Below are 11,605 nucleotides of genomic sequence, written 5' to 3' on the forward strand. Positions count from 1 at the left end.
GTCTAATACACGAATTGCGTTTACTTCCGGTTCGATCAGCTATACCGGACTATCGCGTAATATCTGAATGTCTATGGCCGATTGACGAGGAGTAAGATAGCCATACATCGCATACTCGAATGCAGACCGGCAATAGGAACGGCACCTCGAGCGTTCAATAACTGACTACGGACGAAAGGCAGTTCGGGAAAGACGTCGCTACGAGCGGTGACTCGAGATCGAGAACACGGAAAGTGAAACCGGATTCGGTGGCGGCCGTTAGTTCGTCAGGTCCTCGAGTTTCTCGTCGCGGACCGCGGCGCTCTCGGCGACTCGATCGGAAAACTCGTCGACGCGATCCTTGATCTCCTCGCGGGTGTCTTCGGGCGAGAACGCGTCGGACATCGTCAGCAGGCGGACGAACGCACGGAGTTCCTCGTCGGTGAGCTGGGCGAACTCCTCGTTCTCGAGTTTTGCGATGACTTCGTCGACGTCGATCTGGCCGACCGGATCGACGTTGAACTCGACGTTGACCATTCGGTAGTTCGACCCTGCGAGGCGTTGTTCTGCCTTGCCGACGCCTTCCGAGAGCATGTCCTTGAACGGGGTGTGGTAGCCCATCGTCCCCAGGTGGAGGAAAGCGAGCATATCGGTGATCCCCTGGGTGTAGGCGTCGCGATCTTCATCGTCGGGATCGAATACCGTTTCGCGGTCGCGTTCCTCCATGTACTCGAACAGAATACTGAAATCGAGAATCGCGTTTCGAACCCGCCGTCGGATGCGATTTCGCTTCTGTTTCTTCGAGTGGTCCTTGTAGTCGGTTTTCCGCCCGAGCAAGAAGTCACGGTCCGACGGCGTAAGAATACCTCGCGGCCGATCCGAGTCCGCCGCCGTCTGCAGCGACTCCGGAACGTCGTCCTGACTCATACATCACACACAGATGGCTCGCGAATTAACGTTTCTGTTCGACAGGATTTGATTCTATAATGATGCTAATTCCCCGTAAGGAAAGCGAGTTCTAACGCCCGAGGCCCGCGGGATTGGACGATTCAGACCGGCCGTTTCGAGAGTTCGACCGCGGTTTCGGTGAGGACGTCGACGCCGATCTCGAGACTCTGCTCGTCGATGTCGAACGTCGGCGTGTGGTGGTTCGTCGGATGATCCGTTCCGACGAGGAGATACGAGGCGAGGCCGCCGCCGTCCTGGACGCGGTTCATCAGGTAGGTGACGTCCTCGCTGACGCCGAACTCCGTCGTCGGCACGACGCGTTCGACGCCGTCGACCCCTCGAGCAGTCCGTTCGATGAGATCGCGCAACGCCGGGTGACTGTCCGCTCGGGGCGACTCGCTGGTAACCCGCAGCGTGACGTCGCAGTCGTGCATCTCGGCCGCGGCGTAGCAGACGCGCTCGAGTTCCGTCCGCATGTACTCCATGAGGCCGGTCGTCTCGCCCCGGACTTCCGCCTCCATCGCGATCTCCTCCGCGATAACGTTGCTCGCCGTACCGCCTTCGATGTACCCGACGTTGACGCGGGTCATGCCGTCGCTGTGGCGGGGGATCCCGTAGGCGTTCTGGATCGCCGTCGCGGCGGCCTGCATCGCGTTCCCGCCCTCGTTCGGCGCCTTTCCCGCGTGCGCGCTGGCACCCTCGAACGTCGCCGTTACGTGGGCCATCGCCAGCGGTTTCTCGGCGCCGGCGACGATCTCACCCGTCGGATGGTCGAGGCCGACGTGCAACGCGAGCAGATAATCGACGTCGTCGAGGTACCCGCCCTCGGCCATGGCCTTCCCGCCGCCGGAGATCTCCTCGGCGGGCTGGAAGAACACCTTCAGCGTCCCCGCAAAGTCGCTCTCCTGGACCGCCTCGATGGTCCCGAGCGCCATCGCGATGTGGGCGTCGTGGCCGCAGGCGTGCATGTAGCCGTCGTGTTCCGAGCGAAACCCCTCCGCGGCCGGCCGGTGATCGTCGGCCGTCGACTCCGCCATCGAGATCGCGTCGAGATCCACCCGTAGCCCAACGGTCGGCCCGTCGCCCTGTTCGACGACCGCCACGACGCCCGTGTGCCCGCCGCGAGTTCGCTCGAGGACGTCCTCGCTAACGCCGGCCTCGCGCGCCCGCTCGAGCCACGGCTCGAGTTCGTCGGCGTCGGGAACGGCCATCCGCGCGTCGGTCGCCATCGCCTCCCGCCCGACGGCGATCTCGTCGACCCCGAGCCGCTCGAGTTCCTCGACGACGCGGGCCGTCGTCTTGAACTCCCGCCACCCGGGTTCGGGATGCCGGTGAAACGCGCGCCGTAATTCGCGCAACCTGTTTCGAACCTCGTATGCCATTGTCTCCCAACATTACCAGCGGGATCTACTTAATGATGGTCGATAATCGTATCCAGACTACGAATGTTCAGTATCGGACCGTTCACTGGCTGGAAATTCGATCAGCCGTCTGGACGCTGACCGTCGAACCGACCGGCGGTTAGCCCAGGTACGCCGTCGCGTCCATCTCCACGCGGACGTCCTCGGGCAGCCGCGAGACCTCAACGCAGACGCGAGCCGGCGGTTCGCCGCCGAACTTCGCTCCGTACGCTTCGTTGATCCGGTCGTAGTCCTCGAGGTCGGTCAGGTAGACCGTGACTTTGACGACGTCCGCGAGGCCGTCGCCGCCGGCTTCGTCGACGACGGCGGCGATGTTCTCGAGGATGCGCCGGGTCTGGGTTTGGACGTCGCCTTTCACGGCTTCGCCGGTCTCGGGATCGACGGGGCCGTAGCCGGAGACGTACAGGGTATCGCCGGCGCGGACGCCCTGGGAGTAGGGGTTGTCGTTGCTCGGTGCGCCGTCAGTTTCGATGGGGGTGGTGTCTGCCATAGCTGGGGCTCGAGCGGCGACGTCAGGCGGCCCGCTTGGCTTCCGCCGTCTCGTGTTCGATCGCCTCGACGACGACGTCGAGCGCCGTCTCCGCCAGATCGTGGGTAAGCACGAGGGGCGGAAGGAATCGGAGCACGTTGCCGTGGCGGCCGGCCGTCCAGACGAGGACGCCGCGTTCGAAGCAGTACTGCTGGATCGCGTCGACGACGTCGCCGTCGGGCCGACCGTCCGCGTCGACGAATTCGGCCCCGATGAACAGGCCCTTGCCGCGGACGTCGGCCAGCCGTTCCGTGCCGTCGGCGGCCTCGCGGAGTCGATCCCGAATGTACTCGCCGAGTTCGCGGGCGTGAGCGAGCAGGTCGTGTTCCTGAATGTACTCGATGGCGCGGGTGCCGGCGCGCATGCCGACGACGTGGCCGCGGTAGGTCCCGGCGTGATCGCCCGACCCCCACGTGTCGAGTTCTTCCTTGTACATCGTCGCGGAGAGGGGGAAGCCGACGCCGCCCAGCGCCTTCGCGGAGGTCATCGCGTCCGGCGCGACGCCCGCCCAGTCGCTGGCCCACCACTCGCCGGTCCGGCCGAGCCCGCTCTGAATCTCGTCGAAGACGAGCACGACGTCGTTGTCGTCGGCGATTTCGCGCAACCCTTGCAGGAAGCCCTCCGGCGGGGTGACGATCCCGCCCTCGCCCTGGATGGGTTCGACGATGATCCCCGCCGGGTTCGCCAGTCCGCCGTAGGGGTCCTCGACGATCGCCTGGACCTCCTCGAGCGCGTGATCGACCGCTTCCTGGGGCGTCTTATCCTGGCGGAACGGGTGCGGGTACGGCGCGTGGACGACGTCCGAGAGCAGCGGCGTGTAGTGGCCCTTGAACTTCTTGTTCGAGGTGACGCTCATCGCGCCGGTCGTCGCGCCGTGGTAGGCGCCGCGAAAGGCGATGAGGCCGTCGCCGCCGGTGTTGTACTTGGCCAGCTTGATCGAGGCCTCGATCGCGTCGCTGCCCGTCGGCCCGCCGAAGACGACGCGGTTGTTGCCCTGCAGTCCGTCCGGCGCGATCTCGTCTAATTTCTCGATCAGCTCGAGGCGCGCTTCGGTCGGGAAGTCGACGGTGTGGACGAACTTGTCGGCCTGCTCGTGGACGGCCTCGAGCACGTAGGGGTTCGCGTGGCCGACGTTGAGCACGCCGATCCCCGCGAAGAGGTCGATGTAGGTGTTGCCGTCGGCGTCGCGCACCGTTGCCCCCTTCCCCTCCTCGAACGCGATCGGGATGTCGTTCGGGTACGCGACCGCGCTGCTGTCGATTTCGCGCTGTTTCTCGAGCAGCGACCGGGTCTTCGGCCCAGGGACGGAGTCGACGTTCGGTGCCTCGTCGAAGTGGAGTTCGTCGATCGGCGGTCCTGCCGTCATACGTCACTCCAAGTGAAACAGGTATTAATAATTTGTCCACACTAACCATACAGACCATCTACAGATACCGGTTACAGATCGCGAAATAAGTAAATGAGATTTGACCATAATAAAGGGCGCATTTCAAACACATATGAGAAGAAATGGTTATATCAAACAGTGAAATTCGGGTAGAAGATTTCAAGTCCCGTTTAGCGCCCTTTTTCACAGTGTGATTAGAGAGCCCCCTAATTTTAAATCCGATATATCTGTATTCGGACTCGATCCCTCGATGGACAAAGCCTAATAGCGGTCCCGGAAATGACGAAGTATGCTACACAGTCGCGGACCCCTATTGACGATCGACGTAGGGGCGAGGACGACGGACGAAACGGATATCGAGGCGGTCCATCGCGAGTATATCGGCGGCCGCGGCGTCGCGACGCGGCTCGCCCACGAGCGCATCCCCTTCGACGTCGATCCGTTCGCCCCGGATAACCGACTGTTCTTCACCACCGGGCCGATGCAGGCCTCGAGAATGAGCTTTACGGGGCGGATGAACTGCACCGGCGTCTCGCCGCTGACCGACGGCCTCCTCTCGAGCAACGCCGGCGGTTTCATGTCCCGAAACTTCACCGCCACCGGCTACGGCGCCGTCGAACTCACCGGCGCGAGCGACGAACTGGTCGTCGTCCACGTCCGCGACGACGGCGTCAGGTTCGAGTCCGTCCCGGACCTCGAGGATGCGACCGTCCCCGAAACGGTCGCGTACCTCGAAGACGAACGCGGGATCACGGCGGACCAGACCGCCGTCATCGGACCGGCCGGCGAACGCGAAGTTCGGTTCGCGTCGATCATGACCTCGGAGGAGCGGGCGTTCGGCCGCGGCGGCCTCGGCGCGGTGCTCGGCTCGAAGAACGTCAAGGCGATCACCTTCGACGGCGATTCCGCGCCCGACATCGAGATTCCCGCGACGCAAAACGAGATCCACAGCGAGGCGGCGACGGACGACCACATCATGAAACGCCAGGGGACCGTCGCGGTGATGGACCTGGCGAACGAGATCGACGGCCTGCCGTCGTACTACTTCTCCGAGCGGTCCTTCGAGGGCGTCGAGGGGATCAACGGCGCGGCCGTCGAGGAGAAGAAGTACAAGAAAGGCACCTGTTCGGCCTGCGCTTTCGCCTGTAAGCTCCCGACGAAGGACGACGAACGCGGCGTCGAAACCGAAGGTCCGGAGTTCGAGGTCGCGATGGCCTTCGGCTCCAACTCCGGCGTCGACGATATCGTTGACGTGATGAAATCCAACGAACTCTGCGATCGGTACGGTCTCGACGCGATCTCCGCCGGGAACACCGTCGCGGCGTACCTCGCCGCCGAGGACGAGTTCGGCAACGACGACCTGATCCACGAACTCGTCGAGCAGATCGCGTTCCGGGACGGCGTCGGCGACACCCTCGCGGAGGGGATCGACCGCGTCCACGAGGAACTGGGCGTCGACAACTGGACGGTGAAAGGGATGGACTTCGCCGCCCACGAGGGCCGCGTCCTTCACGGTCAGGGTCTCTCGTACGCGGTCGCCAACCGCGGTGCCGACCACATGTACTCGGTCTTCTACTCGGTCGAATACCCGCTCGTCCCCGACGAGCAGGCCCTCGACCCGACCGGTACCGTCGGCAAGGCCGACCGACTCGTCCGGCGGGAAAACCTGATGGCGCTCAACGACTCCGGGGTCGTCTGCAAGTTCTCCCGCGACTACATGAGTCCCGACCGGTACGAGGCCCTGTTCGGCGCCGACTTCGAGGAGTTGCTCGCGGTCGGCGATCGAGTCGTCACCCTCGAGCGTCACTTCAACAACCAGCGCGGGTTCGACGCGTCGGACGACGACCTGCCGTACGAGATTCCGGACTTCGAACAGGCGCTCGAGGAGTACTACGACGCTCGCGGGTGGGAAGACGGCGTCGTTCCCGACGACGCAGTTCCCGCGGGTATCTCCGTCTAACCGACGATATCGACTTCGGTCCGAACCGTGTCCAGTAGTTAGCTGTGGCCACACGATGAGCAGAAGCGCCCATCCTCGCGAGCGTCGACGTTCGGGATCGAATCGAAACTAGTCGGTCGACAGGCTTTACCACCTGGTTAACTAGGCCACGCGTATGAGCCAGTTCGACCGGACGGTCGGATCCGACGCGGAATCGGGACAAGGGGCCGATCGAGATACCGGACCGGAGGGGGACGCAGATACGGAACCGGGTGCCATCGCACAGACCGAATCCCAATTGCTCCCAGCGGACGTGTTCGCCACACTGGGCAACGAAACGCGCGTCGACATTCTTCGGTCGCTGCTCGAGCTCGACGCTGACGAGTCCCCGGTCAGCTTCACCGAACTCTTCGAGGCGGTCGATATCGAGGACAGCGCGAACTTCAACTACCACCTCCAGCAGCTCACCGACCACTTCATCGCACAGACCGACGACGGCTACGAGTTCCGTTACCCCGGCCGGAAGGTCGTCAGTTCGATCTTCAGCGGAACCTTCACCGAACGCGCGAAGCTCGGCTTTTTCCCGGTCGACGGCTCGTGTTACGACTGCGACGGGGCGCTGCAGGGCTGGTACGTCGACGATACGCTCACGATCGGTTGTACCGACTGCGGCGCGATTCAGGTGAGCTACCCGTTCCCGACCGGCGGCCTCGACGATCGCTCGACCGAGGAACTCCTGCAGGCGTTTCACCACTACGTTCGCCATCACTACTGTCTCGCCGCCGACGGCGTCTGTCCGGAGTGTACGGGTACCGTCGAAAGCGATCTCGTCCGCGATCCCGACGCCGACGATCAGACCGTCGCCGTCGAACACGTCTGCCAACGGTGTGGCTACCAGCTGCAGTCGACGGTCGGCCTTACCCTGCTTGACAACGCCGACGTTCTCGTCTTCCACTCCAAGCGCGGCGTCGACCTGAACACGGCCCCGTTCTGGCGCTTCGACTGGTGCGTCAGCGATACTCGGACGACGATTATCGAGGAAGAGCCACTCCGCGTACAGCTCACGCTTCCGTGCGAGGGTGACGAGCTGCAGGTGCTACTCGACGAAACCGGATCGGTCCTCGAGACGGCGGTCGTCGAACACCTGCCCCAATAGACGGCTGTAGTAGCGCTCGAGTTCGGATCGGACAGCAGGCAACAATAGCGTGGTTTCGTGAACCACCGCGATCGCATAAAACAGAACGCAGCCGATACCGAAAACGGAGATCGGCTGCCGTGATGCCAACGGTACGGCGAACGTCTCTTACTCGAAGAGTTCGACGGCCTGCTCGTAGCGCGACGACGGCTCGTCCCAGTCGACGACCTCGAAGAAGGCGTCGACGAAGTCGCCGCGGGCCGGGCCGTAGTCGTGGTAATAGGAGTGTTCCCAGACGTCCAGCGCGAGGATCGGGTGGCTGCCCCAGAGTGCGCCCTGGTCGTGCTTGTCGACGACGACGTTGCGCAGCTGGTTGCTAAAGGAGTCGTAGACGAGCAGCGCCCAGCCACCGGCGTTGGATGCGGCGGCCTCGAATTCGCCCTTCCAGGCGTCGTAGGATCCGAAGTCCTCCTCGATGCGGTCCGCGAGGTCGCCCTCGGGCTCGTCGCCGCCCTCGGGGCTCATGGACTGCCAGAAGAGGTCGTGCAGGATGTGTCCCGAGCCGTTGTGGGTGACGTTTCGGATGGCACCCGCCGAGCCGGCAAAGTCGCCCTCTTCGCGGTTCTCGGCGAGGGTCTCCTCGGCGCTGTTCCAGCCGTTGACGTAGCCCTGGTGATGGGTGTCGTGATGCCAGGTGAGGACCTGTTCGCTGATGTGCGGTTCGAGTGCGTCGTAGTCGTACGGAAGCGGCGGCAGTTCGTAGTCGCTCATGTCCAGTCTCGAATAGCAACGGGACGGATATGAAGATTTTCTGTATCCCGTTCAAGTAACATCGGTTAGATATTGGGTATTGGATTTTCACGCCGTTCCATCCGTTGTGGCCAGGATCGAGAGAAACCATATCTGTTTCTCGACTAGTCCGCGTTTCCGGCTACGCGACCCTTATCAGGAGTGAGGAACGAGGTCAGGTATGTCATCGAACGAAACGCCGACCGACCGAGACGGACCGCTCTCGGGCGGGTTGGTTCGGCACGGGGCCGGAGTCACCGCGAACCGCGCGTTCCCCACCGAGAACTACCCCGTAAACCTCGACCCGTTCGTCCTCTTCGAGCGGTTCTACATCGATCCCGAGAAGGGGTTTCCGATGCACCCCCACAAGGGGTTCGAGATCGTCACCTACATGCTCGAGGGCGGAATGGACCACGAGGACACCCTCGACGTGAGCTACACGGCTCGAGCGGGCGAAGCGATGCGGATCACGACCGGCAGCGGGATCCGACACTCGGAGTTCGCCGCCGACGGGGAGGCCTGTAACGGGCTCCAGCTCTGGGTGAACCTCCCGGACGCAGACAAAGACGCTGAGCCGGACTACGCCGACGCGACGGCCGACGAACTGCCGACCGAGGACCAGAAGGGCGCAACCGTGACGACTGTCGTCGGCGACGGGTCGCCGATCGACCTTCACACCGAGATGGAGTATTACGACAGCCGCGTCACCGATACCTGGACGTGGTCGCTGCCTAACGACTGGGCCGGCTTCCTCTACGGCGTTGCAGGAGAGGGTACGGTCGACGGGAGTCCTTTTGCCGAAGGTGACGTCTTCCCGATCCAGGCGGATCGGAACGAGGACATCGTTCTCGAAGCCGAGGAGCCGTTCCGCGTCGTCGCCGTCTCCGGACGCCCACACGGCGATCCGATCCGCCAGCGAGGGCCGTTCGTCCTCTAACTTCGCGTGCGCGAATATCGTCGCCGCCGATGAGATGCACGAGCCCTCTCGGCTTTCTTCTTAGCGAGTGACCGTCTTCTCTCGAGTTCTCCGGTATTTTGACGCGGTAACTGTATCGACCTACAGGAAGGACTTACTATTTTGCTCGCCGGCGAATAGCGGAATCACAGACCGATCCGTCCGTCCCTCCCATTCGATCGAGATCTGAAGGCATACCTACCGATATGTCTGAGTCATTCCCCAAATCATCAGGCCCGCAACAACGGCGAATAGAACCAACCCAGTGATAAACAACAACTTCGGTAGAATCGGCCACAGCAATATTGCAATGACGACAACCAGCAGGCCGATGATTAGATTGAGCCGCTGAACGACAGCATCATCGTTCATGTGTATGATGTGACCCCAGCCACACATATTTCTTCTTACGTGACAATTGATTCCGTGCTGAGTGGAATTTTCTGAACGAAGAAGCCGTACTACCATCTACCGGTCGTACTCGGAGCAATCGTTATATACGGGACGCCGCTGAATGCGGTATATGAGCGAGCCCCAGGGGGAGGCTTCTTCTAAAGACACGCAGGAGGTGATCATGGAGGCGACGTTCCGTGCTATCAGCGAGCACGGGTACAAGGACCTCAGAATGCGCGATATCGGCGAGGAAATGGACATGACCCGGCAGGTCATCCACTACCACTTCGACGGGAAGTACGATCTCATGGCCTCGTTTCTCGAGTACGTCATCGAACAGTACGAGGGGAGCGTCACCGTCGATAGCGAGGCGGATCCGAAAGACCAACTCGACGCACGGATCGATCAGTGTCTGTTCGGGCCCGAATTCGACGAGTTCACCCACTGGGACCGCATGAAGGTGTATCACGAACTGTTCGCACACGCTCAAAACGACGAGCGACACCGCGAGATTTTCAACGCCCACTACACGCGACTCCGCGAGAGCATCGTCGAAGTCATCGAAGCGGGCATCGAGCAAGGCGTGTTCCGCGACGTCGACGCCGCACAGATGGGACAACTGCTGACCGACGTGATCCACGCCGCTCGAGAGCGCCGGATTTCGCTCGGCGATGATGACGCTCCCGAAGACGCGCGTCGGGCTATTGACGAGTTCGTTCTCGACTCGCTATACGCGGACGAGTGAACTACCCCACAGACGAGGATCGGCCGTCCGACTAGCGACAATATCTCTTTACGCGATACCGCGTGTTGGACGGACACCGATAGGGAGAGTAGGGATACTAGCTGGAATAGGTCCAATAGGAGCAATAGGTGCAATAGTCACAATAGATCAGACAGGTATAATAGGCGAAACAACCGAATCGAAGACGGAACTCGGCCGTTCGAGGTAGTACTTAGTAGAGCCGCTCGGTAGCGATTTCAGCGCCCTCGACGAGCGCCTCGAGTTTGGCCCACGCGATCTCGGGATCGACCATGCCGAGACCGGCCTGCGTGCCGAACCCACAGTCGGGGGCGGCTACGATCGGCGTCGAGTCGTCGACCGCGTCGGCGACGCGCTCGAGGCGATCCGCGATGGTCTCCGGGTGGTCGATGATGTTCGTTTTCACGTCGACGACGCCCGGGATCAGCGTCCACCCGTCGGGAACCGGATGCTCCGCGAACGCACGGTACTCGTGCTGGTGGCGGGGGTTGGCCTGTTCGATGCTGAGTCCGGTGATGTCGGCCTCGTAGATCACCGGCAGGAGATCGGTGAGGTCCGTATCGAGGTGGTGGGGACCCTCGTAGCTCCCCCAGCAGGTGTGGAGTCGGACCTGATCCGCCGGGACGTTCTCGAGGGCCTCGTTGAGCGCCTCGACGTGGAGCTGCGTGATCTCCTTGATCTCGTCGAGCGGCGCGTCTGCGTACGCCGCCGTCTGGCCGGTCGTGAGGAACTCGGGAGCGTCGATCTGGATCGTCAGACCGGCGTCGGCGATGCGTTCGTACTCCTCGGCCATGGCGTCCGCGACGTCGAAGAGGAACTCCGCGTAGTCGTCGTAGTGGTCGTTGACGTGCGTCGCCGTGACGATGCTCGGCGACGCCGAGGTCATGAAGGTGTCCTCGAAGTCGGCGTCGACATCCTCGAGGGCCTCGAAGAACCCGTCGATCTCGGCGTCCGCCTCCTCGTGACCGGTGTATTCGATCCGGTCGGCGACGACGGGTTGCATCGAGAGATCGATGACGTCCGTTTTGAACGTCTCCTCGGCGTACTCCGGGAACTCCTGGAGATCGGCCCAGAGTTCCTGCTCGCGTTCGCCGTCGATTCCGCTCAGTCGGTCCTCGACGTACCAGTTGAACGAAACGCGGGACTGCTCGCCGTTGTTGGCGATGTCGAGCCCCACCTCGTCCTGGCGTTCGACGACGGCTCGCGTGGCGTCTGCGACGGTGGACTCCCACTCGTCCTGATCGACCTCCTCGCCGTCCTGGCGCCGCGTGAGAAGCTCGAGAAGCTCCGGTGGCCGCGGAAGGCTCCCGATGTGCGTCGTGCGGATCCGATCTTCGGTATCTGTCATTGAGTACTCACCCGAGTAA

At 62.6% G+C, this 11,605-nt stretch carries 11 protein-coding genes; 4 read left to right on the top strand and 7 right to left on the bottom strand.

Going from position 1 to position 11,605, the window contains the following annotated elements; translation table 11 throughout:
- Nucleotides 1-258 precede the first annotated feature (258 nt).
- The 4 genes from ATJ93_RS19190 to ATJ93_RS19205 all read right to left on the bottom strand — a co-directional run bounded on the left by ATJ93_RS19190 (nt 259) and on the right by ATJ93_RS19205 (nt 4,243).
- Nucleotides 259-906: a hypothetical protein gene (locus tag ATJ93_RS19190; RefSeq protein ID WP_120246265.1), complete on the bottom strand. Its 648-nt coding sequence runs from the start codon at nt 904-906 to the stop codon at nt 259-261.
- Between the two features lie 122 nt (nt 907-1,028).
- Nucleotides 1,029-2,309, bottom strand: a complete 1,281-nt coding sequence (locus ATJ93_RS19195; RefSeq protein ID WP_120246266.1) for an amidohydrolase — start codon at nt 2,307-2,309, stop codon at nt 1,029-1,031.
- A gap of 139 nt (nt 2,310-2,448) precedes the next feature.
- Complete coding sequence (locus ATJ93_RS19200) at nt 2,449-2,838, bottom strand: Rid family detoxifying hydrolase (RefSeq protein WP_120246267.1); 390 nt, start codon at nt 2,836-2,838, stop codon at nt 2,449-2,451.
- 22 nt (nt 2,839-2,860) lie between these two features.
- Complete coding sequence (locus tag ATJ93_RS19205) at nt 2,861-4,243, bottom strand: aspartate aminotransferase family protein (protein WP_120246268.1); 1,383 nt, start codon at nt 4,241-4,243, stop codon at nt 2,861-2,863.
- Nucleotides 4,244-4,553: 310 nt separating this feature from the next.
- On the opposite strand from ATJ93_RS19205, the gene ATJ93_RS19210 reads away from it, so the two are divergent.
- Nucleotides 4,554-6,224, top strand: a complete 1,671-nt coding sequence (locus tag ATJ93_RS19210; protein WP_120246269.1) for an aldehyde ferredoxin oxidoreductase family protein — start codon at nt 4,554-4,556, stop codon at nt 6,222-6,224.
- 154 nt (nt 6,225-6,378) lie between these two features.
- Nucleotides 6,379-7,359 (top strand): ArsR/SmtB family transcription factor, encoded by a 981-nt coding sequence (locus tag ATJ93_RS19215; protein ID WP_120246270.1) that lies wholly within the window; start codon nt 6,379-6,381, stop codon nt 7,357-7,359.
- 147 nt (nt 7,360-7,506) lie between these two features.
- On the opposite strand, the gene sod is transcribed toward ATJ93_RS19215, so the two are convergent.
- Nucleotides 7,507-8,109: a superoxide dismutase gene (sod, locus tag ATJ93_RS19220; RefSeq protein ID WP_120246271.1), complete on the bottom strand. Its 603-nt coding sequence runs from the start codon at nt 8,107-8,109 to the stop codon at nt 7,507-7,509.
- A gap of 199 nt (nt 8,110-8,308) precedes the next feature.
- Here sod and ATJ93_RS19225 point away from each other — a divergent pair, with 199 nt between their 5' ends.
- Nucleotides 8,309-9,064: a pirin family protein gene (locus tag ATJ93_RS19225; RefSeq protein ID WP_120246272.1), complete on the top strand. Its 756-nt coding sequence runs from the start codon at nt 8,309-8,311 to the stop codon at nt 9,062-9,064.
- 216 nt (nt 9,065-9,280) lie between these two features.
- On the opposite strand, the gene ATJ93_RS23820 is transcribed toward ATJ93_RS19225, so the two are convergent.
- Nucleotides 9,281-9,454 carry a hypothetical protein gene (locus ATJ93_RS23820; protein WP_170155611.1) on the bottom strand — a complete coding sequence of 58 codons (174 nt, stop codon included), beginning with the start codon at nt 9,452-9,454 and terminating at the stop codon, nt 9,281-9,283.
- 151 nt (nt 9,455-9,605) lie between these two features.
- Here ATJ93_RS23820 and ATJ93_RS19235 point away from each other — a divergent pair, with 151 nt between their 5' ends.
- Nucleotides 9,606-10,220, top strand: a complete 615-nt coding sequence (locus ATJ93_RS19235) for a TetR/AcrR family transcriptional regulator (protein WP_120246274.1) — start codon at nt 9,606-9,608, stop codon at nt 10,218-10,220.
- A 211-nt stretch (nt 10,221-10,431) separates the two neighbouring features.
- Here ATJ93_RS19235 and ATJ93_RS19240 read toward each other — a convergent pair whose 3' ends face one another.
- On the bottom strand, nt 10,432-11,586 hold the full coding sequence (locus tag ATJ93_RS19240; protein ID WP_120246275.1) for a cobalamin-independent methionine synthase II family protein: 1,155 nt from the start codon (nt 11,584-11,586) through the stop codon (nt 10,432-10,434).
- Nucleotides 11,587-11,605: the final 19 nt, after the last annotated feature.

This window comes from Halopiger aswanensis, from assembly GCF_003610195.1.
GTDB lineage: Archaea > Halobacteriota > Halobacteria > Halobacteriales > Natrialbaceae > Halopiger > Halopiger aswanensis.

Excerpts from the sequence above, each read along its gene's own strand:
- ATJ93_RS19190 (WP_120246265.1), bottom strand. The coding sequence starts at position 906 with ATGAGTCAGGACGACGTTCCGGAGTCGCTGCAGACGGCGGCGGACTCG.
- ATJ93_RS19195 (WP_120246266.1), bottom strand. The coding sequence starts at position 2,309 with ATGGCATACGAGGTTCGAAACAGGTTGCGCGAATTACGGCGCGCGTTT.
- ATJ93_RS19200 (WP_120246267.1), bottom strand. The coding sequence starts at position 2,838 with ATGGCAGACACCACCCCCATCGAAACTGACGGCGCACCGAGCAACGAC.
- ATJ93_RS19205 (WP_120246268.1), bottom strand. The coding sequence starts at position 4,243 with ATGACGGCAGGACCGCCGATCGACGAACTCCACTTCGACGAGGCACCG.
- ATJ93_RS19210 (WP_120246269.1), top strand. The coding sequence starts at position 4,554 with ATGCTACACAGTCGCGGACCCCTATTGACGATCGACGTAGGGGCGAGG.
- ATJ93_RS19215 (WP_120246270.1), top strand. The coding sequence starts at position 6,379 with ATGAGCCAGTTCGACCGGACGGTCGGATCCGACGCGGAATCGGGACAA.
- sod (WP_120246271.1), bottom strand. The coding sequence starts at position 8,109 with ATGAGCGACTACGAACTGCCGCCGCTTCCGTACGACTACGACGCACTC.
- ATJ93_RS19225 (WP_120246272.1), top strand. The coding sequence starts at position 8,309 with ATGTCATCGAACGAAACGCCGACCGACCGAGACGGACCGCTCTCGGGC.
- ATJ93_RS23820 (WP_170155611.1), bottom strand. The coding sequence starts at position 9,454 with ATGAACGATGATGCTGTCGTTCAGCGGCTCAATCTAATCATCGGCCTG.
- ATJ93_RS19235 (WP_120246274.1), top strand. The coding sequence starts at position 9,606 with ATGAGCGAGCCCCAGGGGGAGGCTTCTTCTAAAGACACGCAGGAGGTG.
- ATJ93_RS19240 (WP_120246275.1), bottom strand. The coding sequence starts at position 11,586 with ATGACAGATACCGAAGATCGGATCCGCACGACGCACATCGGGAGCCTT.